16 protein-coding genes are annotated in these 21,235 nt (G+C 68.2%); 8 read left to right on the top strand and 8 right to left on the bottom strand.

What is annotated here, in order from left to right:
- Positions 1-121 precede the first annotated feature (121 nt).
- The 3 genes from H1343_RS07030 to H1343_RS07020 all read right to left on the bottom strand — a co-directional run bounded on the left by H1343_RS07030 (position 122) and on the right by H1343_RS07020 (position 6,824).
- Positions 122-1,132: a glycine betaine ABC transporter substrate-binding protein gene (locus H1343_RS07030; RefSeq protein ID WP_185985180.1), complete on the bottom strand. Its 1,011-nt coding sequence runs from the start codon at positions 1,130-1,132 to the stop codon at positions 122-124.
- A 96-nt stretch (positions 1,133-1,228) separates the two neighbouring features.
- Entirely contained in the window at positions 1,229-2,998 is a 1,770-nt protein-coding gene (gene ggt, locus H1343_RS07025) for a gamma-glutamyltransferase (protein ID WP_210270089.1), read from the bottom strand.
- A gap of 82 nt (positions 2,999-3,080) precedes the next feature.
- On the bottom strand, positions 3,081-6,824 hold the full coding sequence (locus tag H1343_RS07020; protein ID WP_185985179.1) for an AsmA family protein: 3,744 nt from the start codon (positions 6,822-6,824) through the stop codon (positions 3,081-3,083).
- 273 nt (positions 6,825-7,097) lie between these two features.
- On the opposite strand from H1343_RS07020, the gene H1343_RS07015 reads away from it, so the two are divergent.
- Complete coding sequence (locus tag H1343_RS07015; RefSeq protein ID WP_185985178.1) at positions 7,098-9,818, top strand: ATP-dependent helicase; 2,721 nt, start codon at positions 7,098-7,100, stop codon at positions 9,816-9,818.
- Between the two features lie 10 nt (positions 9,819-9,828).
- On the opposite strand, the gene H1343_RS17090 is transcribed toward H1343_RS07015, so the two are convergent.
- Positions 9,829-9,960, bottom strand: a complete 132-nt coding sequence (locus tag H1343_RS17090) for a hypothetical protein (protein ID WP_281374791.1) — start codon at positions 9,958-9,960, stop codon at positions 9,829-9,831.
- Between the two features lie 94 nt (positions 9,961-10,054).
- Here H1343_RS17090 and H1343_RS07010 point away from each other — a divergent pair, with 94 nt between their 5' ends.
- Together H1343_RS07010 and H1343_RS07005 are read left to right on the top strand one after the other, a co-directional pair.
- A complete protein-coding gene (locus H1343_RS07010) occupies positions 10,055-11,665 on the top strand; it encodes an isovaleryl-CoA dehydrogenase (RefSeq protein WP_185985177.1) in 1,611 nt (536 codons plus the stop codon).
- A 57-nt stretch (positions 11,666-11,722) separates the two neighbouring features.
- Positions 11,723-12,883, top strand: a complete 1,161-nt coding sequence (locus tag H1343_RS07005; protein ID WP_185985176.1) for a Gfo/Idh/MocA family protein — start codon at positions 11,723-11,725, stop codon at positions 12,881-12,883.
- Here the strand turns inward: H1343_RS07005 and H1343_RS07000 are convergent.
- Both H1343_RS07000 and H1343_RS06995 read right to left on the bottom strand, forming a co-directional pair.
- Positions 12,838-13,662, bottom strand: coding sequence for a PhzF family phenazine biosynthesis protein (locus tag H1343_RS07000; RefSeq protein WP_185985175.1), 825 nt, complete (start codon positions 13,660-13,662; stop codon positions 12,838-12,840). The genes H1343_RS07005 and H1343_RS07000 overlap by 46 nt on opposite strands.
- Positions 13,659-14,336, bottom strand: coding sequence for a DapH/DapD/GlmU-related protein (locus H1343_RS06995; protein WP_246333420.1), 678 nt, complete (start codon positions 14,334-14,336; stop codon positions 13,659-13,661). Before H1343_RS06995 ends, H1343_RS07000 begins: the two co-directional genes overlap by 4 nt.
- A gap of 101 nt (positions 14,337-14,437) precedes the next feature.
- On the opposite strand from H1343_RS06995, the gene H1343_RS06990 reads away from it, so the two are divergent.
- Together H1343_RS06990 and H1343_RS06985 are read left to right on the top strand one after the other, a co-directional pair.
- Positions 14,438-15,067, top strand: coding sequence for an SCO family protein (locus tag H1343_RS06990; protein WP_185985174.1), 630 nt, complete (start codon positions 14,438-14,440; stop codon positions 15,065-15,067).
- A 5-nt stretch (positions 15,068-15,072) separates the two neighbouring features.
- Complete coding sequence (locus tag H1343_RS06985; RefSeq protein WP_185985173.1) at positions 15,073-15,933, top strand: 50S ribosomal protein L11 methyltransferase; 861 nt, start codon at positions 15,073-15,075, stop codon at positions 15,931-15,933.
- Positions 15,934-16,034: 101 nt separating this feature from the next.
- Here H1343_RS06985 and H1343_RS06980 read toward each other — a convergent pair whose 3' ends face one another.
- The gene (locus tag H1343_RS06980) at positions 16,035-16,238 is read right to left on the bottom strand and encodes a hypothetical protein (protein ID WP_185985172.1); all 204 of its coding nucleotides are present in this window, start codon (positions 16,236-16,238) and stop codon (positions 16,035-16,037) included.
- Positions 16,239-16,446: 208 nt separating this feature from the next.
- Between H1343_RS06980 and H1343_RS06975 the strand changes: the two genes are divergently transcribed.
- A complete protein-coding gene (locus tag H1343_RS06975) occupies positions 16,447-18,273 on the top strand; it encodes an aminopeptidase P family protein (protein ID WP_185985171.1) in 1,827 nt (608 codons plus the stop codon).
- A gap of 60 nt (positions 18,274-18,333) precedes the next feature.
- On the opposite strand, the gene H1343_RS06970 is transcribed toward H1343_RS06975, so the two are convergent.
- Complete coding sequence (locus H1343_RS06970) at positions 18,334-18,837, bottom strand: BA14K family protein (RefSeq protein WP_246333418.1); 504 nt, start codon at positions 18,835-18,837, stop codon at positions 18,334-18,336.
- Between the two features lie 175 nt (positions 18,838-19,012).
- Here H1343_RS06970 and H1343_RS06965 point away from each other — a divergent pair, with 175 nt between their 5' ends.
- The gene (locus H1343_RS06965) at positions 19,013-20,092 is read left to right on the top strand and encodes a Gfo/Idh/MocA family protein (protein WP_185985170.1); all 1,080 of its coding nucleotides are present in this window, start codon (positions 19,013-19,015) and stop codon (positions 20,090-20,092) included.
- A 119-nt stretch (positions 20,093-20,211) separates the two neighbouring features.
- Positions 20,212-21,207: a TIM44-like domain-containing protein gene (locus H1343_RS06960; RefSeq protein ID WP_185985169.1), complete on the top strand. Its 996-nt coding sequence runs from the start codon at positions 20,212-20,214 to the stop codon at positions 21,205-21,207.
- Positions 21,208-21,235: the final 28 nt, after the last annotated feature.

Below are 21,235 nucleotides of genomic sequence, written 5' to 3'. Positions count from 1 at the left end.
GTCGCGCACCCGCCCCGCACGTCAAAGGACGGACGGGGCGGACGTTGAAAACACAGCGGCTTTCTAACGGTTTTTGCGGCGAACGGAAGGTTGAAGTCCGCCGATGGCGAAAAGCGCCCCTTTATAGAGCTGCTTCGACCTTCTCGGCTGCCTCCGGCGTAACCCACGCCTTCCACACATCCGGCTGCGTCTCGAGGAAGTGCAGCGCCGTATCCTCGCCGGTCGCCTGATTCTCGTCCTTCCAGGCGAGAACGGCGTTGACGACATCGTTCGACCAGGCGCGGGTGTTCAGATAATCCGCCGCAGCCTGCGAGCCTTCGGCGATCGCGGGCGTCACCAGCGTGTAGACATCGGCAGGCGTCCAGGCGTTCTCCTGCGGGTCGGCGCAGTCCGGCTGCGTCGTGCAGGAGGTCCATTGTTCCTCGTCGAAGGGCACGCCGAAATCGAGGAGCTTCATCGGGTAACGACCGACGATCGGCGTCGGGGACCAGTAGTAACCGATCCAGCCGCGCTGATTCTCGTAGGCATTGGCGATCGAGCCGTCGAGGCCTGCCGAGGAGCCGGTGTCGACGAGGTCGAAGCCGCTGTCCTCGCCGCCATAGGCGCGGAACAGATTGCCGACCATGATCTGGCAGCCCCAGCCCGCCGGGCAATCGTGGAAGGCACCGCGATCCGGGTTTTCCGGCGAGGGGAAGAGGTCGGGGCGTGCCAGCGCATCGGCCACCGTCTGGATCTCGGGATTGGCGTCCGCGATATATTGCGGGATCCAGAACCCTTCCTGCGACCCGTCCGACAGGACCTTGGCGGCGTATTCGATGCGGCCCTCGGAAACGGCGGCGTCGATCTGCGCGCGGAACTGATTGACGAACATCTCCGGCGCGACGTCCGGCTCTCCGCGCTCAGTCATCGAGGTGAAGGTCGGCATCGTGTCACCGGGCACGAGTTGCGCGTCGCAATCGTAGCCGTTCTCCAGGATGAACTGGTCGATCGCCGCCATCGTCTCGGCGGAGGCCCAGTTCATCGAGGCGATGCGGATCGTCCCGCAATCTTCGGGCGCAGCGTCCTGCGCCAGTGCGGGCGTGGCGGCGATGGCCACGAAGCCGGCTGCCGAGGCGAGAAGAAGTCGTTTCATGCTGGTTCCCCGAGCTTGGGTCCGGCCGCAAAAGCGGCAACGTGATCTCTTGGCAAAACTGTGGCGAGAAGGCGCGGTGTCAAACCGCCCGCGCCCTCAGTCCCCCTGCGACACATCCCCGCTGGAGACGGCAGCGCCCTCGCGGCGCGGATCGACGCCGGCGCGGAGCCGGCCGCCTTCGAGGGCTATGGCGTGGATGCCGCTGTTCAGCTCCATCTCGCGCACCTCGTGGCCCATCGCCGTCAGGGCGTCGGCGAGACCGGCCGGCGCCCTGCCCTCCTCCAGATCGAGTGGGCCGCCGAGCGTCGTGACATGCGGCATCGAGACGGCGTCCTGCGGGCTCATCTCCCAGAGGAGCACCCCGAGGATCGTGCGTGCGACGTAGGGAATGATGCGCGCGCCGCCGGGCGAGCCGACGACGAGCACCGGCTCGCCGGATGCATCGAGGACGATCGTGGGCGCCATCGAGGAGCGCGGCCGCTTTCCGCCCTCGACGCGGTTGGCGACCGTCGCGCCGTCCTCCTCGGCCACGAAGGAAAAATCGGTCAGCTCGTTGTTGAGAAGGAAGCCGCGCACCATCAGCCGCGAGCCGAAGCCGGCCTCGATCGTGGTGGTGAGCGAGACGGCGTTGCCCTCCCCGTCCACAATGGAGACATGGCTGGTCGAAGGGATTTCGAGGCTGCGGTCGGGCGCGCGCTGCGCCGCCTCGCGCCACGGTGGATTGCCGGCGGATACCGCCTCGGCCGCTCGCGAACGGTCTATCAGCTGCGCGCGAGCCGTCAGGTAGGACGGGTCGAGCAGCCCCCTAGTGGGCACCGACGCGAAAGCCGGATCCGCCATGTAGAGGCCGCGATCGGCATAGGCGAGGCGCGAGGCCTCGGCGAAGAAATGCGTCGCCTGAGCGGAGAGAGGATCGAGGCTTTCGAGATCGAAATGATCGAGCAGCGCGAGGATCTGCCCGACGGTCAGCGCGCCGCTGGACGGCGGCCCCATGCCGCATACCTCGTAGGCGCGGAACGGCGCGCAGACCGGCTCGCGCACGAGAACGCGGTAGTCGGCGAGATCGCTCTCCTCCAGAAGCCCGGGATTGGCTTCGAAGCCCTGGACGGCCGCGACGATGTCCCCAGCGATCTCGCCCTCGTAAAAGGAGGAGGCGCCGTCTTCGGCGATGGTGCGCAGCGTGGCGGCATAGTCCGGGTTGGTCAGCGTGTCCCCGGCCGCGATCGGCTGGCCGCCCGGCAGGAAATAGTCCCGGATTGCATCCTGGCGCATCGTCTCGCGCTCGCCCTCGACGAGCGCGGCCAGACGCTCGCCGACCGGGAAGCCGTCTTCGGCGAGTTCGATCGCCGGCTGGAACAGCTGCGCCCAGGGCAGCTTTCCGTGCAGGCGGTGCGTCAGCTCCAGAAGCCGCACCGTGCCCGGCGTGCCGACGGAGCGCCCGCCGACGACGGCGTCGAGAAAGGCGAGCGGCTGGCCCGAATCGTCGAGGAACAAGTCGGGCCCGACGGCGTTCGGCGCGGTTTCGCGCCCGTCATAGGCGATCATGCGCCCGCTGGCGGCGTCGCGATGGATCAGGAACGCGCCGCCACCGATGCCCGAGGATTGCGGCTCGACGAGGCCGAGCACGAGCTGCGTCGCGATCATCGCGTCGATAGCGCTGCCGCCCTCGCGCAGCATCCGGGCCCCTGCCTCAGCGGCCAGCGGATGGGCGGCGACGACCATGTCGGTCTCGCTCGTCACTTCCTCGCGCTCGGTGAAGCCGGTCGCCGCCTCCGGCGCTGGGCGCACCGCGTCTTGAGCCTGCGCGACGGAGGTCATGAGCACCATAAGCCCCGCCGCCGTCCAGAAACGTCTCATCGTCGTCATGCCGCTCTCCCCGCTCCTGCTTGTATCTTGCCGGCGATGATGGCTCGAAACGTCGTCTGCGCCAAATGAAACGCGTCCGAATTCAGCCGGGAGCGGGCAGGCTGGGCAGCGGTGTCACGCCGGGCAGGCCCTCGAAGCCCTCGTTCGATGGAGCGGATGGCAGGCCGGGCAGCGGCGTGAGCTCGAAATCGAGCGGCGGCGTGCTGGCGGGGGGCGGCTGACTCGGTTGAGCCGGCTGGGTCGGCGTAGAGGGCTGCGGCGTCGGGATCGGCGCGTTGGCCGCAGCCTGCGCGGCCCTTTCCGCCGCCGCCTGCCGTTCCGCCTCCTGTCGCTCCCGCTCGGCCTCCTCCGCTTCGAGCCGGGCACGTTCGGCTTCCTCGGCGGCGATCCGCTCGACCTCGATCCGCTCACGCTCGGCCGCACGGTCGCGATAGAGGCGCGCCTCGCGGCGCAGGCGCAGCGTCTCGCGCAACTCCTCGCGGACCATCTCCAGCCGCTCCTGCTCTCGGGCGTAGGCGCGCAGCGAGAGGTATCCCGTCAACGGTTCGATTCCGGCGATGCGCCAGCCTTCCGCCGCATCCCCCTGATACACATAGCTTATCGCTGGCGCGGTGTCGGGGATCGTCTCGTCTTCGGAGGGGATGAAAGCGAGCGTCGCGGATCCCTCCGCGCTGAGATCGGAGAAGTCGAAGGCCGCGCTCGTCGTCAACGTCTCGTCGCCGTTGGCAGCACTGACCGGGGCGGCACGCACCACACCGAGAGAGACTGTCAGCGGGGTCGTGACGGCAGGCAGCGGATAGCTTGCGCCGACGTCCGAAGACGTCGCCAGCGCCTGAACAGCCTCCGCCTCCGGCTCGAAGCCCTCGGCATCGGCGCCGACCAAGAGGCCGGCGAACCGGCCCGGCGCGATCCCCTCCAGCGCGCCGTCGGCGAGCCGCGCCTCGCCCGCCCCCGTCAGCGATCCCGCGATCTCCGCGAAGCTGCGCCCACTCCCCTCCACCGTAAGCCGCCCGCCGAGCGTGCCACGCAGGGGCACCAGGGCGTCGTCGGGCAGGCGCGTACCCTCGAGCGTCAGATCGGCGGCAAGAGTGCCGAAACCAGCGAGGTTGGAGAGCGACAGCGATCCGCCGAGACGTCCCGAATCGCCCAGCTCGGCGGAAGCGTCCGCAATGGCGAGCCTGTCACGCGAGCTCTCCAGCCGCCCTGTGAAATTATGCAGCAGCGCATCGCGGCCGAGATCGAGCCGCGCCGCCGAAACGTCGAGGGCGAAACCACGCTCGGAAAGGAGCGAGCCCCCGAACGCTTCCGCCGGCCACGCGCTGTCGGGCGACGGGAGGTCGGGCGAAACGCCGGCGACGAGCGAAACGAGCCATGGCAGCGAGAGCTCGCCGAGCTCGATCGCACCAGCGACAGGAGCGCCGGCCGATGCTTGGAGGCGACCGCCAAGTTCGATGCCGGCCGCAGAGCCCGCGAGATCGGCAAGTGACCAGCTTTCCGTGTTCCATGCGAGGCGGCCAGTCAGATCGACAGGCAAAGCGTCGAGCCCTTGTCCGAAGGCGAGGCCCGCCGCCGTCATCCACGGCGCCGCATCCTCGCTCTGCGCCGCCAGCGCAAGATCGAGCCCGGTCAGAGCGCTGCCGTCGAGCATCGCATCGCCATCGGCCGTGAAGCGGCTTTCGCCGGCCTCAGCGGCAAGACGTGCCTGCGCCGCCCCGCCGCTCGTGCGGTCGAGCGCGAAGGTGATGGCCAGTTCGTCGGGCAGCCCGAGGTCGAGGCCGGAGAAACCGAACTGTGCCAGAAGGTCCATCGGCGCCTCGCTTGAAAGCGAGACGTCCAGATCGTGGGGGCCGGAAGCGTCATCCGCGAAGCCGTTCGCCACCTCGCCCGTCAGATCGACGCGTGTCGTCCCCGCCGTGCCAGCCGCCGCCAACGCCACGGTACCGCCTTCGCGCGGGGCGACTGTGCCCGACAGGGACAAAGGCGAAAGGGTCGCGGCGCGCTCTGCCAGCGTTCGGGAGAGATTCGCGCCAGGAAGACGCTCTGAAAGAAGCCGCAGAAACGGACCTGGCGCCTGCGAGGAGACATCCAGGGCAAGGTCCGGGACGGGTGCCGTCGTCAGCCCTGCCACCGTTCCCCGCATGCCGATGTCCGCTCCCGCGAAATCGCTCGCATTCATCTCGCGCAGATCGAGGAGATCGTCGCGGAACGAGAAGTCGGCGGCGAGCGTCCCCGCCGACAGCCCGCCATAGCTCACGGGGCCTGCCTCGAAACGCACGTCCATCACCGTCACGGGCTCGATCACCTCGCTCTCGCTGGCGAAAAGGCCGGCGAAGGCGAGGAAAGCGTCGAGATCAGCCGCACCGCCGACGATGTCGGCCGAGACGGTGCGCGCACCCGGCGCCCCTGCCCGTTCCAGCTCGCCCGTCAGCATCTGCCCGCCAACATCGACCTCGAGCCCCTCGAAGCGCTGCCGCTCGGCCGACAGGTCGACGCGCGCCGAAAAGCCCGCGCGCCCGAGGCCGGCGAAGGCGGGCGGCGCCTCGCCCGTCAGCCAGACGGCGAAGCGCGAGGGCTCGCGCGCGGCGAGCAGGAGATCGCCGGAAAAGGCCAGCGATTCGCGAAAGCGCAGGATGCCCGATGCCTCGACGAGCGCGCGCCCCGGCAACTCGGCCGAGAAGGACGAAACACTCCAGCCTTCCGAGGAGGGCGAGCCACGCAGGCGAAGATTGCGGATCGCCGTATCGCCGGCCGTCACGATCGGCAGCGTCAGGTCGAGGCGGCCCGGAATGTCGATGCGCGGCACGGCGGCCAGCGTCGCTCGCACCGCCTCCGCACGCTCGGAGAAGCCGACCGAGGCTTCCGGCGCCTCGCCGGTCTCGGCCGCCAGCCGATCGACATCCACCTGCTCCCCGCGCAGCGTCATGTCGAAATGCGGAATGTCGGAAATGTTCAGCGTGCCCTCGCCGGACAGGACGTAGGGACGCTCCGGTGCACCGACTTCGGCGCGGATTTCCGTGAACCGCGCGTCGCGGCGCGACATCGCGAGCCCGCCGGTCAGGCGCAGTTGCGGCAGGAGGGCCTGCGCCTGCGGATCGGCGCCGGTGCGGCTGGCGAGGGTGAAGCGCCCGTCGAAACCGCCCTGCGGATCTGAGAGGACCGTCGCGCCATCCATCGTGAAATCGACGCCGAGGCGATGCGAGCCGAGCGTCAGCCGAACCGGGAAGCGGCCGTCCTGCTCGATGCGGCCGGACGAAAGCGAGAAGGACAGGGGCTCGCCCTGCGCGCGCATCTCGCCGCCGCCGGAGAACGGGCCGGCGAGGCTCTGGGCCGTCAGGCGCGCATCGAGGCCCGTGATCTCGCGCGAGCGACCCGTCGCCGAATTCTGCAGCGAAATGCGCCCATCCGCGATCTCGACATTTTCGAGGACGACGGAGGTGCCGGAGAGGTTCGCCAGCCCCGGCAGGGATGTCGCCTGCCCGCTCTCGTCCACCGAAAGGCGCAGATGCGGCGCCTCGATCCGCATCTGGAAGATGCGCGTCTCGCCGGACAGGAGCGGCGCGAGCTCGGCGTCCATCGAGAAGCGCGCCAACGTCATCACCGGTTCGCGGCTGCCTTCGCCGACGATCACGTCGTTGAAGGTGAGCGAGGGAAACGGCAGCAGCCGGGCCTCGGCATCGCCCGCGACACGCACGGGCTGGCCGAGAACACGGCTCGCCTCGCGCTCGAAATCGTCGCGGAAGGCCGTCCAGTTGACGAAATAGGGTGCGACGAGGACGGCGGTGAGTAGAAGGACGACGAGGCCGCCGATCGCAATGAAGAACCGCATCCGTCCGCCCTCCTTTCGGCCTGCCGCCCGGACGCGCCCCGCCCGGTGAAATATCCGCGTGTCGCCGATGTTTAGGCCAGAACGCGGGCTCTTTGTCGAGGGTCGGACGACACCTGTTCGCGGCCCTCTCCCCCACAGGATCGGCCCAAAAACAGTGTTCGGTTCTCGGAAGGCCCGATGCATAGATTCAAAAGGTTAGAGCGACCTTTTGTGCGCCCGAGAGGACGCGCGGCGCTCTAGTGTTCCGGCTCGAAAGGCTTAAATAAAGCGGCCATGAGCGATTCCCCCGAAAGCGCGCCGAAGCGCGGCCTTTCCATCTCGCAGCGTGCGATGGCCGCGCGGGGCGGCGCGCGCGAGAATGCCGCGCCGGACTATCTGGCGGGTCTCAACCCCGAGCAGCGACTGGCGGTGGAGACCACCGAGGGCCCGGTGCTGGTGTTGGCCGGCGCCGGCACAGGCAAGACGCGCGTCCTGACGACGCGCATCGCGCACATTCTCGCGACGGGCCGCGCCTTCCCGAGCCAGATCCTTGCCGTCACCTTCACCAACAAGGCGGCGCGCGAGATGCGCACCCGCATCGGCCTTCTCGTCGGCGAGGCGGTGGAGGGCATGCCGTGGCTCGGCACGTTCCACTCGATCGGCGTGAAGATCCTGCGCCGGCACGCGGAGATCGTCGGCCTCAAGTCGAACTTCACCATCCTCGACACGGACGACCAGATCCGCCTGATCAAGCAGCTCATCCAGGCGGAAAATCTCGACGACAAGCGCTGGCCGGCCCGCACCTTCGCCAACATGATGGACGGGTGGAAGAACAAGGGGCTGACGCCCGACAAGATCCCCGAGGGTGACGCGCGCGCCTTCGGCAACGGCAAGGGTCGGCATCTCTACCGCGCCTATCAGGAGCGGCTGGTGCAGTTGAACGCCGCCGATTTCGGCGATCTCCTGCTCCATCCGATCCGCATCCTGTCGGAGAACCCGGACATCCTCGCCGACTATCACCGGCGCTTCCGCTACATCCTCGTCGACGAGTATCAGGACACCAACGTCGCGCAGTATCTGTGGCTCCGGCTTCTCGCCCAGCGACCGAAGACGACGCGGGACGCGCTTCCGGGCGGAGCGAGGCAAGGCCGAACGGCCGTCGCGCTTGATGGCGCGCTCCCGCGCAGCGGCGACAGCGGGAGCGAGATCAATGTCTGCTGCGTCGGCGACGACGACCAGTCGATCTACGGCTGGCGCGGGGCCGAGGTCGATAACATCCTGCGCTTCGAGAAGGACTTTCCGGGCGCCACGGTGATTCGTCTGGAGCGCAATTATCGCTCGACGGCGCACATTCTCGGCGCAGCGGGCCATCTCATCGCCCACAACGAGGATCGGCTCGGCAAGACGCTGTTCACCGAGAAGTCCTCGCCCGAGGACGAGAAGGTCACCGTCACGGCCGCCTGGGATTCGGAGGAGGAGGCGCGCGCCGTCGGCGAGGAGATCGAGCAGCTCCAGCGCAAGGGCCACGCGCTGAACGACATGGCGATCCTCGTGCGCGCCTCATTTCAGATGCGCGAGTTCGAGGACCGGTTCGTCACGCTCGGCCTCAACTATCGCGTCATCGGCGGCCCGCGCTTCTACGAGCGGCTCGAGATCCGGGACGCGATGGCGTATCTGCGCTGCGTCTGCCAGCCGGCCGACGACCTCGCCTTCGAGCGCATCGTCAACACGCCCAAGCGCGGGCTCGGCGACGCTGCGATCCGTCTCCTGCACGATTTCGCGCGAGAGCGCCGCGTCCCGCTTTTGGCCGCCGCAGCCGAACTGATCACCACTGACGAGCTGAAGCCCAAGCCCCGCGCGGCGCTGGCGGAGGTCGTGCGCAACTTCGAGCGCTGGTCGGAAAGCCTGTCGACCATGCGCCACACCGACCTGGCGGAGATGATCCTCGACGAGAGCGGCTACACGGAGATGTGGCAAAACGACCGCTCCGCCGAAGCACCAGGCCGGCTGGAAAATCTGAAGGAACTCGTCCGCTCGATGGACGAGTACGAGAGCCTGCCATCGTTCCTCGAGCACGTGGCGCTGGTCATGGACGCCGAGCGGGCGGAGGAGATGGACGCGGTCTCCATCATGACGCTGCACTCCGCCAAGGGCCTGGAGTTCGAGACGGTGTTCCTGCCCGGCTGGGAGGAAGGCTTGTTCCCGCACCAGCGCGCGCTGGACGAGGGAGGCCGGTCCGCGCTCGAGGAGGAGCGACGCCTCGCCTATGTGGGGCTGACGCGCGGCAAGAAGCGCGTGAAGCTCTGGTTCGTCTCGAACCGGCGCATCCACGGCCTCTGGCAGTCCACCATCCCCTCGCGTTTCCTCGACGAACTGCCCGAGGCGCATGTGGACGTGATCGAGGCGTCGAACTCCTACGGTGGATACGGCGCCGGAGGCATGGGAGGCTACGGGGCCTCTCGCTGGGATCAGAATGCCTTCTCGGCGTCCTCCTACCAGACGCCGGGCTGGCGCCGGGCGCAAGCAGCTTCCGGCGCTTCGACGAGCGACTACCGCGATCGTTCCGTCTCCTACGACGAGCGTGGCGCGACGGGCGAGAATCTGCGCGCGCGCCGCTCCGATGCTGCTTCCAAGGCCGATCGTTACATTGGTCGCGACGGTGGTGCCGGCCGGTCGCCGCAGGCCGCGAGCGGCTCGGTGTTCGACCGCTCCGGCTTTGCCGGCCGGCTGACGGAGCCCTTCTCGGCCAGCCACGGACGCGGCAAGAACGAGCCGCCGCGAAAAGGGGCCGGGCTCTATTCCTCGGCCAAGGCCGGCGGTCCGCGCGAGATCACCGGCGAGCTTGTCGCCAAGTCCGTCGCGACGGAGGAAAGCCGCTTCTCTCTTGGCGATCGGGTCTTCCACATGAAGTTCGGCAACGGCACCGTCGCGGTGGTCGAAGGCAACAAGCTGACGATCGACTTCGACAAGGCCGGCCAGAAGCGCGTCCTCGACGGTTTCGTCGAGGCGATCTGAGCGTTGGCCGTCAGTAGAAGAGCGAGTTGTCGAGCGCAGCCGCCTGGTCCCGCCACGGATCGTCCGGAGTGATCGGCTTATTGATCTGCGCGCATCCGGCGAGCGCGAGGACGAGAATGAAGGCGGCAGCGGTCTTACGCATGACGTGGGTCTCCTGAGGGCGCCTTCGTGGATGAGGCAAGCGGCCATTCCAAGGCGGGGCGCCCTGCCCTATCCTGCCAAGGGGGAGGTTGCCGATGACCCACGCCGTCTTCAACCAGTCGCCGATTTTCGCCGATATCGACCTGTGGGGAACCGACGCGCCGCTGCGCGAGGCTGTCGAGGCGAACGACGCGGCGGGTGACGATCTGGCGTATTTCGGCCGCTCGCGCGGCAGCGCGCAGGCCTTCGCGCTCGGCCGGGATGCCAACACCTGGCCGCCGCGCCTGAGGAGCTTCGACGAGAAGGGCCACCGGCTCGACGAGGTCGAGTTCCATCCCGCATGGCACGTCCTGATGGCGCACGGCATGGAAGCGGGCCTGCACGCCTCGACATGGGCGGGCGAGAGCCACGTCGTGCGCGGGGCGAAGCTGTATCTTTCGGCGCAGGCGGAGTGCGGACATATCTGCCCGCTCACGATGACGCATGCGAGCCTCGCCGCGATATCGGCCGAGCCGGAGCTTGCCGCGGAGTGGCGAGCAAAGATCCTCGAGCGGACCTACGATCCGGTGCTGCGTCCGTTGGCCGAAAAGACGGCCGTGACGATCGGCATGGGGATGACCGAGAATCAGGGCGGCACGGACGTTCGCGCCAACACGACCCGCGCCGAGCCTCTGGCGGAGCCCGGCCTCTACGCGCTCACCGGCCACAAATGGTTCATGTCGGCGCCGATGTCGGACGCCTTCCTCGTACTCGCGCAGGCGCCGGGCGGCCTCACCTGCTTCCTCCTGCCCCGCGTCCTGCCGGACGGCCGCCGCAACGCCCTGCACATCCAGCGGCTGAAGGACAAGCTCGGCAACCGTTCCAACGCATCGTCGGAGGTCGAGTTTGCGGGTGCGCTCGCCCACCGCGTCGGCGAGGAGGGAGCCGGCGTGAAGGCGATCATCCCGATGGTGACGCTCACGCGGCTCGACTGCGCGCTCGCCTCGGCCGCGCTGATGCGGCTCGGTCTCGCGGTTGCGATCCATCACGCCCGCCACCGCACCGTGTTCCAGAGAAAGCTCGTCGACCAGCCGCTGATGCTGGCCGTGCTCGCCGACCTTGCCATGGCGGTGGAGGCCGCGACGGCACTCGTCTTCCGCCTCGCGCGCGCCTTCGATCGCGCCGGCTCGGACCCGAGCGAAGCCGCCTATGCGCGGCTGATGACGCCCGTCGTCAAATACTGGGTGTGCAAGGCCGCGCCCGCCTTCCTCTACGAGGCGATGGAGTGCCTCGGCGGCAACGGCTACATCGAGGATGGCCTCCTCGCTCGCGCCTATCGCGAGGCGCCCGTCAACGCGATCTGGGAGGGATCGGGCAACGTCATGGCGCTCGACCTCTTGCGCGTGCTGTCTCGCGACCGGGACGCGGCGGGCACGGTCCTGTCCGAAATGCAGGACGCGGCGAGCGGAGATGCGACGCTGCTTGACGCCGTCTACGCGCTGCCGGCAATGCTGGCTGGTCTCACCGAAGGCGGCGCGCGTCAGGCCGCCGAGCGTATTGCGGTCACGAGCGCAGCCAGCCTCCTGCGCCGTCACGCGCCACCGGCCGTCGCCGACGCTTTCATCGAGAACCGTCTTTCGGGTCGCGCGGCTTCCACCTTCACGGGCATCGCCGATCCGGCCGCCGCGCGCACCTTAGTCGACCGGGCCTTTCCGCCCGATCGTTAAGCGGATGTTGGTGCGTCGGTTGCATGGTGGCCGCGCGCTGCACACGGGGAGCCGGGCATGAGGATCGCCATCGTCGGCTGCGGCTTCGTCGCCGACTACTACATGACGACGCTGGTCAACCATCCGGCGCTGACGCTCGTCGGCGCCCACGACCGGGATCCCACCGCCCTCGCCCGCTTCACCGCCTTCCACCAGGTGCCCGGCTTTGACAGCCTCGATGCGCTGCTGGCGGATTCCGGCGCGGAGCTGGTGCTCAACCTCACCAACCCCGACAGCCACTACGCGGTGAGCCGCGCGATCCTCGAGCGCGACCTTCACGTCTACTCCGAGAAGCCGCTGGCGATGGACCTCGCGCAAGCCGAGGAACTCGTGAGCCTTGCCACGGAGAAGCGCCTTCACCTCGTCGCCGCACCCGCCTCCGTGCTCGGCGAAGCCGCACAAACGCTCGGCGCGGCCCTTGCCTCGGGAAGCATCGGCGACGTGAAACTCGTCTATGCGGAGATGGAGGACGGACAGGTCTTCCGCCACGACCACCGCCACTGGCGCTCCACTTCCGGAGCGCCCTGGCCGGCCGAGGACGAGTTCGGCGTCGGCTGCACGCTGGAACACGCGGGCTACTATCTAACCTGGGCGTGCCTCTTCTTCGGACCGGTGGTGCAGATGACCGCCGCCTCCGCGCGGCTTTTCGACGAGAAGGGCACCGCGCAGACGCCGGACGAGCTGGCCGAAGATTTCTCCGTCGCGGTCCTCACCTTCGCCTCCGGCCCCGTCATGCGGCTGACCTGCGGCCTCGCCGCGCCGCGCGACCGCTCGCTCCATATCGTCGGCACCGAGGGTGTCCTCTCCCTTACCGACGGGTGGGACGCGCAATCGGCGATCTACCAGCGAGACACGGATGGCGGCTGGGCTTCGCGCCTGCCGATCCTGCCGAAGATCGTGCGCCGGCTGGAGCGCGGGCGTCCGCTGCGGCACTGGTTCGGCCGCCGCGTGCCCGTGCCGGCGAGCAAGGCCATCGTGCCAGCTTCGTCGTCCCGGATGGACTTCATGCGCGGCCCGGCCGTGATGGCGGCGGCGATCTCGGCAGGACGCGCGCCGCCAATGGACACCGACTTCGCGCTGCACGTCACGGAACTTGCGCTCGTCGCGCAGAACGCAGGGCGCTACACGATGCCCTATCGGCCGCGCTCATCGTTCAAGTGGATGCGCCCCTCCAGATAGAGGATGGCCCGGCCGGCGACGACGACCACCTCGTCCTCGACGCGGCAGGCGATCTCTCCACCGCGCTCGGAGAGCTGGCGAGCCTTCAATTCGCTCCGCCCCAGCCGCTCGGCCCAGAAAGGCGCGAGCGAACAGTGCGCGGAGCCTGTGACGGGGTCCTCATCGATGCCGAAGCGCGGCGCGAAATAGCGGGAGACGAAATCAACGTCGCCTTCTCCCGCCGCCGTCACGAGAACGCTGCGCCAGGAGAGGCGCTTTACCGCTGCAAGGTCCGGCGCCAGATCGCGCACCGCCGCCGCGTCGGGCAGGACGACCATCAGGATCTCGTCGCCGGGGACCGGCACGCAATAGGATTCGACCGGTGCAAGGCCAAGCGCCTCGCTCACGGCAGCCTCGCCATCGACGGCCTCGAAGCGACGGCGAGGAAGGCGCATCTCGTAGAGCTCACCGACGCGCGTCACAGTAAGCTCGCCCGACCAGCGCGTCGAGAAACGCAGCGTCTGCGCCGTCTCGCCGAGGCACTCGGTGAGAACATGGGCGGAGGCGAGCGTCGCGTGGCCGCACAGCGGCACCTCGGCTTTCGGCGTGAACCAGCGCAGCTCCCACTGCCCCGGCCCCGCGGGCACGAGGAAGGCCGTCTCGGAAAGGTTGTTCTCTGTGGCGATCGCCTGCAGCACCTCGTCCGCGAGCCAAGCTTCCAGCGGCACCACGGCGGCGGGATTGCCGGCGAACAGCGCGCTCGCGAAGGCATCGACCTGATAGATCGGCAGTGTCGTCATCTTTCGTCCTCTCGCTTGAGGCCTTCCCATTTGTCGAGGAAGGCCCCGACATCCATCGCCTGCATGTCCGGGATCGCCTCGAACAGCGTTTCGGGCGGCCAGTCCCACCAAGTGAGGGCGCGCAGCCTGCCCGCGATCTCCGATGGAAACCGCTCGCGCAGGGTCTTGGCCGGCACGCCGGCGACGATCGCGTAAGGCGCAACGTCCCGCGTCACCACGGCCCCCGCGCCCACGACCGCCCCGTCGCCGATGGACACGCCCGGCAGCACCACCGCGCCGTGACCGATCCACACGTCGTTGCCGATCGTCACGCGATCCTCGCGGCGCGCGGCGCGCACGCTCTCGTCCACGCCGAGGAAGCGGAAGACCTCGTTGGGCCGGTAGCTGATCTTGTGGGTCGTCACTCGGTCCAGCGGGTGCGCGAGCGCGTTGATCCGCACATTCGAGGCGATGGAGCAGAACTTGCCGATCGTGGCGTAGGTCGCCTCGCCGCCGCGCTCGAAATAGGAATGGTCGCCGAGCGTGACCTCGCGCAGCAGGCAGCGCGGGCCGATATCGCAAAAGCGGCCTAGGCGCGTCTCCTTCAGGTCGGCGCTCGGATGGATGCGCGGCTCGCCCTTGCGGAAGCGCAGATCCTCGCCGTCCCGGCCGATATAGTCGCGCTCCTCGCCCAAGGCTCCCCCCTCTTCGCCGCTTCGTGACCCGGCCCGGCAGCACGATGCTTTGCGGCGGGACCGCGATCATGTATCGCACCGGCGAACAGGAGAAAACGTCCATGGCGAAGACGAACGAGCGCGGGCCGCGCCGCCCGCTGGCGGTGCTGCGAGCCGCCCTGTGGGCGATGGTCGTCGTCGTCGCGGCGATCCTTCTCTATCTGTGGACCTTCGGCTTCCAGAGCGTCGAGCGCTCGATGACGGCCGCGACCGAGCCCTACGGCACGCCCTTCACGCTGATCGACCAGAACGGCGAGCCGATCACCGAAGCGGCTTTGCGCGGGCGCCCGAGCGCGGTGTTCTTCGGCTTCACCCACTGTCCGGACATCTGCCCGACGACGCTCTATGAGCTTGCCGGCCACAAGCAGGCGCTCGAGCAAGAGGGCCAGGACCTCAACGTCGTCTTCGTCACGGTCGACCCGGAGCGGGACACGCCGGAGATCCTCGGCCAGTATGTCGGATCAATGGGCACGCCCATCACCGCGATCACGGGCGAGCCCGCCGAAGTGGATGCCATGCTCGAAGGCTGGGGCATCCAGCACGAAAAGGTCGGCGAAGGCGATAACTACACGATGGACCACACCGCCTCGGTCATCCTTCTTGGTTCGGCCGGCCAATTCGTCGGCACCATTCCCTACGGCGAGAACCCGGAGACGGCTCGCGAAGCGCTGCGCCGTCTCGCGACCCTTTGAGCATCATGACCCAGACCCGCTACTTCGCGCGCGCCGGCAAGACCGACGCCCTCGCCCTGTTCGACCGGCTGGACGCCCGTTTCGGCGAGGAGGGCGTGCCCGTTGCTATTGTCGAGATCGACGAGGCGAGCGGCGAGCAGGAGGTCTCGGCCTATTTCGAGGACGACGGCGCCTTCGGCCGCGAGGCGATAGAGGCGGCGTTCGCGCCGGTCACCGCCGACCGCGAAGACCTGCCCGAGATCGACTGGATGCAGTCGGTTCTCGCGGATCTGAAGCCTGTGCGCGCGGGACGCTTCCTCGTCCACGGCGCGCATGATCGCGACAAGGTCTCGGCGGGCGACATAGCCATCGAAATCGAGGCTGGCCAGGCCTTCGGAACCGGTCATCACGGTACCACCGAGGGGTGCCTGACGATGATCGGGGAGATCGCCCGGCGCCGCCTCCCGGCGCGCGTGCTCGATCTGGGCACCGGCAGTGCGGTCCTGGCCATCGGCGTCGCCAAGCTCGTGCGCGTGCCTGTGCTGGCGACCGACATCGACCCCGTGGCCGTCCGCGTGGCGAAAGCCAATGTGCGGGCGAACGGCGTGGCCGGGCTGGTGGACTGTGTGACGGCTGGCGGCTTCCACGCCAGCGCCTTTTCTCAGGCGCGGCCCTTCGACCTGATCGTCGCCAATATCCTGGCGGGGCCACTGATGAAGCTCGCCCCGCAGATGGCGCGCCACCTTGCGCCGGGCGGCGATGTCGTCCTGTCAGGCATTCTCACCCGGCAGCGCCGTGCGGTTCTGGCGGCCTATTCGGCGCAGGGGCTCTACCACCGCAAGACGCTGACCCGCGGCGAATGGGTCACTCTGCATCTCAGCCGTTGAGGCGACAGCATCGTCCCGGAAGTCGTGTTCGGTTACCGGAAGACCTGATACGTGGATTCGATCGGTTAGAGCGTTGCGCGAACGAAAGGACGCACGGTGCTCTAGAAACGCGCCAGCGAGCAGGCTTCGAAGCGAGAGCCGCGCGCGGCGGAGAGGCCGGCGAGAGGCTCGACGACGAGTTGCTGGACGCTTTGGGTCAGCCGATTGGGCAGGCGGTGACCGCTCATCTCACTCGCACGCCGGGCCGGAAAGCAGACGCGCGGCGATGAAGGCTGAGGGCGGTGATCGTGGGTCATGTCGGTCACGGGAACGCTCGTGCGTGAGTGTGTTCTCCCGTAGCCTTTATGCCGGCTGGGCGGTGCTCTCGCTACGCACGACTTCGCATAGCTCGTCTGCACCCGCTGCGCGGGAGTTCGCCGTGCTTCTTCATTCTTTCTTCACAATGGCGGGCTCGTCTGCGGCGGGCTTCGTGCCCCCCCTGATCGCCGTGCCATGAAACGAGGAGACCCGGCCATGTTCCAGACCTTCGAGGAGGCCGGCAGTTCGGCCGAAAGCGCCAGCCGGGTCGACCGCCTGCGCACCGTGCTGTCACAGGCCGGTGTCGATGGCTTTCTCGTGCCGCGCGCCGACGAGTTCCAGGGCGAATACATCCCCGCCAATGCCGAGCGCCTGCGCTGGCTGACGGGCTTCACCGGCTCTGCCGGTCATGCCGTCGTCTTCCCCGATCGCGCCTATGCCTTCTCGGACGGGCGTTACACCGTGCAACTCGGTGCGCAGCTCGACGGCAAGGTCTTCGCGGCAAGCGATTCGACGAAGACCACCCTGCCCGATTTCCTGAAGGAGAACGCCCAGGGCCTGAAGATCGGCTTCGATCCGTGGTTGCACACGGTGGGTGAGGTTGCGGCCCTGCGCAAGGCGGCCTCGGAGGCAGGCTTCGAACTCGTGGCACTTTCGCGCAACCCGATCGACCTCGTCTGGCAGGACCGCCCGGCCGCTCCCGCGACGAAGGCGAGAGTGCATTCCGAGCGATATGCCGGCCGCAGCGCGAAGGAGAAGCTGGCGGTAATCGACGCGGAGATGGCGAAGAGCAATGCCGCGCTCTGCGTTCTTTCGGACCCGACGACGACGGCCTGGGTCCTCAACCTTCGCGGCTCCGACGTGCCGCACACACCCCTCGTACTCGCCTTCGCGCTCCTTCGCCGCGGCGAGAAGCCCATTCTCTTCCTCGACCCCGCGCGTCTGGACGCCGAGGATCGCGGCGCGCTGGAGGACCAGGTCGAACTCGCCGCTCCTGAGAGCTTCGAGCGGACGCTGCGCAGCCTTGCGGCGAACACCCGCGTGATGCTCGACCCTACGCGCGCCGCGCGGCGCATTGCCGACATCGTCGAGTCTTCCGGGGGTGAAGTCGTGGAGGCGCGCGACCCGGCCATCCTGCCACGCGCCCGCAAGAACGAAATCGAGATCGCGGGCTCGCGCGCCGCGCATCTGCGCGACGGCGCGGCGATCGTCTCGTTCCTCGCATGGCTCGACGCGCAGCCGGTCGGCAGCCTGACGGAGATCGATGCGGCCTCGAAGCTCGCGGATATCCGCGCGGCCTTTGGCGAAAAGGACGGCATGGCACTGCGCGACATATCCTTCGACACGATCTCGGCGGCCGGCCCCAATGCCGCCCTGCCCCACTACCGCGTGACGACGGCTTCGAATCGCAGGATCGAGGGCGGTACCGTCTATCTGGTGGACTCGGGTGGCCAGTACGATGACGGCACGACGGACATTACCCGGACCATCGCCATCGGCGCGCCCGCGGCGGAGATCGCGCGCGCCTTCACGCTGGTGCTGAAGGGCATGATCGCGATCTCTCGGGCACGGTTCCCCAAAGGCACGCGCGGCAGCGAACTCGACCCGCTGGCGCGCATCGCTCTGTGGAAGGCGGGGATGGACTTCGCACATGGCACCGGCCACGGCGTCGGTTCGTTCCTCAGCGTCCACGAAGGGCCGCAGTCGATCTCGCGGCGCGGCGTCACGCCGCTCGAAGCCGGAATGATCGTCTCGAACGAGCCCGGCTACTACCGCGAGGGTGCGTTCGGGATCCGGATCGAGAATCTCCTCCTCACACTGCCGGCCGAGCCGGTTCCGGGCGGCGACCTGCCCATGCACGGCTTCGAGACGCTGACCTTCGCGCCGATCGATCGCCGGCTGATCGTTGCGCAACTGCTGGATGCCGAGGAACGAAGCTGGCTCGATGCCTATCACGCCGAGGTCGTGAGAAGGACCGCTCCCCTACTCGACGAGGCGGATGCGACATGGCTGCGGGGAGTGGCACGCCCGCTCGAAGACTGACGTGAAAAAGCCCGCGGCGATGGCTCGCCGCGGGCTTTCATTCAACTCAGTGCGATGCCGTTACTGGCAGAGGCGACGCGGACCGTTGTACGGCTGGAAGGTACCCGAGCGCGCGTCGAAGGACCGGTAGCGCTGCGAGCAGTAGCGGTACCACTCATTGGTCCAAGGGGCCGGACGGTAGCCGTAGGACGGCGCTGTCTCGATGTAGCGGCGTTCGACGTAGCGTGGCTGGTTGGCTGCCCCAGCGATGATGGCGCCCGCCGCGAGACCCGCGATCGCACCGCCGATCGCGGCGCCGGTGTTGTTGCCGCGGCGGTGATGATAACGGCGATCACCGCGATAGTAGCCACGGTCACCGCGCCAATGACGGCCGCCGCCGCGCCAGTGGCGATCGCGACCACCGCGATAGTGACGGCCACCGTGGTACTGTGCGTTCGCCTCGGATACACCGGCCACCGAGCCGATGAGCGGCGCGGACTGCGGAACGGCGATCGAGGCCGGCAGCATCGCAAAGGCGAGCGCCACAGCCAAGGATTTTCCACCCAGCAATTTTCTCATGTTCATGATCGCCTCCTGGCGTGCGGTCGAAAGATGTCGATGTATTAACAGGAGCGCGCCTGAACGGTTCCTGAACGCTCAAGAATCGTTAACGTCCGAAAGGTCGCGTGCCTCGAACGCCGGAGGTCGAGGTGGAGCACGACTGCGTGCAGTCTTGGGCAGGTGCAGCAGGAGAATCGAAATGACCACGCCACAGACGCCATTCCGCTGGGGCGTGATCGGAGCCGGCGGCATTGCACGCCGTTTCTGTGCCGACATGCCATATTCGCGCCACGGCAGGATCGCGGCGGTCGGTGCACGGCGTCCCGAGGCTGCACGGGCATTGGCGGCGGCGGTGGGGCCGAACGTCGCCGCGCTCGATATCGAAACGCTATTGGCACACAACACACTCGACGCGATCTACGTCGCGACGCCGAACGCGCAGCATTTGGAGTATGCGCTCGCGGTCATCGCGAGCGGAAAGCACGTCCTCGTCGAGAAGCCGATCGCTCCGAACGCGGAGGACGCGATGCGTCTCGCGCAGACCGCCCAAGAAGCAGGCCTCCTGGCGATGGAGGCGATGTGGATGCGCTTCACGCCGGGCATCGAGCGGCTGCGCATGATGACGCGAGAAGGAGTTGTGGGCGAGCCTGTGCGACTCGAAGCCTCGCTCTCCTTCGGCCACGGTTTCGATGCCGCGAAGCCGGTCCATGATCCCGTCGCAGGCGGCGCCCTTCTCGATCTCGGCGTCTACCCCGTCTCCCTTGCGCTGGACCTTCTCGGCAGGCCCGACAATGTCGCGGCAGCTGGCACGCTCGCGCCCAACGGCTCGATAGCGGAAGCCGCGATCGTCCTCTCCTACGCTTCGGGCGCCCTCGCCACGCTGTCCTGCGGCTTCGGCGCCGAGGGGCCGAACGAGGCCGTGTTGACGGGTCGCGAAGGCACGCTGCGCGCACACCGCGCATTCATCAATCCGCCGCTTCTGTCCGTGCGCCGCACCATCCGCAAACAGCCGACGGGCAGTGGCGTGACGATCTCGCAGACACCATCGCCCTGGCGCGAACGGGTGAAGAGCCTTCGCGCCGCTGCCGCCGCCATCAAGGCGCGGCCGATACCGATCGCCTTGCGAGGCACCGGCCTTCAGTACCAGGCCGACCACTTCGTCGAATGCGTTCGCGCCGACATGACGGATAGCCCGATCATGCCTCTATCGCAGTCGATCGAAACGCTTGAGATCGTTCGCAAGGCTGATCGTCTCGTTCGCGGGGCTAGTACCACGTAGAGTTTACCGGGCTTTCCCGATCTTTTCTCGCAAAGCACTGCCTTTACACGATCGATGGCCTTCAAAACGTCTCGCGCCTCGTCCATATCATCGACGAACGACATGCGTGGGAGATGGGAATGATCGCGCTTCACAGGTTCAGGTTCGCAACGCTTCTTGCCGTTTTCACGCTGATCTTCTCGTCGGTCGCGGTCGATTTCGCCGAGGCACGGCGCGGCGGCGGCTTCGGCTCGCGCGGTGCGCGCACCTTCCAGTCGGCGCCGGCCACCAACACGGCGCCTTCGGCCGCGCCCGTCCAGCGCTCCATGACGCCTGGCAATCCTGGCGCCGCCGCCCCGGCCGCGGGCGCAGTGGCAGGCCGGGCGGCGGCCACCCGCGGCGGCTTCATGGGCTCGCCGCTGATGCGCGGCCTTCTCCTCGGCGGTCTCTTCGGCGTGCTCATGGGCACCGGCTTCGGCGGCCTTGCCGGCATGATGGGCTTCCTCCTGCAGATCCTGCTGATCGCCGGTGTCGCCTTCCTGCTGATTCGTCTCTTCCGCTCGCGTTCGCAGCCCGCGGCAGCTGGCGGCGGACAGCCGATGCAGCGTGCCGCCTATGGCGGGGGGTCCCCGGCGCCGACGGGCGGCTCGGGCCGGCCGGACTTCCGCCATCTCGGCGCCGGCCTCGGCCGCGGTGGCACGGCATCGGCCGCCAGCGTGTCCAAGGGCGACGAGTTGGGTGTCACCGGCGCGGACCTCGATATCTTTGAGCAGCGACTCTATCAGCTCCAGGATGCGTTCGCCCGGGAGGACTACGCCGCGATCCGCGAGATCACGACGCCGGAGATCGCCTCCTACCTCTCCGAGGAACTCTCGCAGAACGCTACGCGTGGCGTGAAAAGCGAGGTCGGCGAGGTCAAGCTGCTGCAGGGCGACATCGCCGAAAGCTGGAAGGAAGGCTCGCGCGAGTACGCCACGGTCGCCATGCGCTATTCGATGGTACAGTGGCTGCGTGACCGGGAGAGTGGCGCGATCGTCGAGGGCAGCGACACCGACGCGGTCGAATCGACCGAAATCTGGACCTTCCTGCGCGACCATCAGGATGAGTGGAAGCTGACGGCGATTCAGGACGTCTGAGCGCAAGTACAGCGATCTAAACGAGGGG

Source organism: Aureimonas mangrovi, assembly GCF_014058705.1.
Classification (GTDB): Bacteria; Pseudomonadota; Alphaproteobacteria; order Rhizobiales; family Rhizobiaceae; genus Aureimonas; species Aureimonas mangrovi.
The sequence above is the reverse complement of the archived record's forward strand: the minus strand, read 5'-3'. Positions and strand labels throughout refer to the sequence as shown.

Excerpts from the sequence above, each read along its gene's own strand:
- H1343_RS07030 (WP_185985180.1), bottom strand. The coding sequence starts at position 1,132 with ATGAAACGACTTCTTCTCGCCTCGGCAGCCGGCTTCGTGGCCATCGCC.
- ggt (WP_210270089.1), bottom strand. The coding sequence starts at position 2,998 with ATGACGACGATGAGACGTTTCTGGACGGCGGCGGGGCTTATGGTGCTC.
- H1343_RS07020 (WP_185985179.1), bottom strand. The coding sequence starts at position 6,824 with ATGCGGTTCTTCATTGCGATCGGCGGCCTCGTCGTCCTTCTACTCACC.
- H1343_RS07015 (WP_185985178.1), top strand. The coding sequence starts at position 7,098 with ATGAGCGATTCCCCCGAAAGCGCGCCGAAGCGCGGCCTTTCCATCTCG.
- H1343_RS17090 (WP_281374791.1), bottom strand. The coding sequence starts at position 9,960 with ATGCGTAAGACCGCTGCCGCCTTCATTCTCGTCCTCGCGCTCGCCGGA.
- H1343_RS07010 (WP_185985177.1), top strand. The coding sequence starts at position 10,055 with ATGACCCACGCCGTCTTCAACCAGTCGCCGATTTTCGCCGATATCGAC.
- H1343_RS07005 (WP_185985176.1), top strand. The coding sequence starts at position 11,723 with ATGAGGATCGCCATCGTCGGCTGCGGCTTCGTCGCCGACTACTACATG.
- H1343_RS07000 (WP_185985175.1), bottom strand. The coding sequence starts at position 13,662 with ATGACGACACTGCCGATCTATCAGGTCGATGCCTTCGCGAGCGCGCTG.
- H1343_RS06990 (WP_185985174.1), top strand. The coding sequence starts at position 14,438 with ATGGCGAAGACGAACGAGCGCGGGCCGCGCCGCCCGCTGGCGGTGCTG.
- H1343_RS06985 (WP_185985173.1), top strand. The coding sequence starts at position 15,073 with ATGACCCAGACCCGCTACTTCGCGCGCGCCGGCAAGACCGACGCCCTC.
- H1343_RS06975 (WP_185985171.1), top strand. The coding sequence starts at position 16,447 with ATGTTCCAGACCTTCGAGGAGGCCGGCAGTTCGGCCGAAAGCGCCAGC.
- H1343_RS06970 (WP_246333418.1), bottom strand. The coding sequence starts at position 18,837 with ATGAACATGAGAAAATTGCTGGGTGGAAAATCCTTGGCTGTGGCGCTC.
- H1343_RS06965 (WP_185985170.1), top strand. The coding sequence starts at position 19,013 with ATGACCACGCCACAGACGCCATTCCGCTGGGGCGTGATCGGAGCCGGC.
- H1343_RS06960 (WP_185985169.1), top strand. The coding sequence starts at position 20,212 with ATGATCGCGCTTCACAGGTTCAGGTTCGCAACGCTTCTTGCCGTTTTC.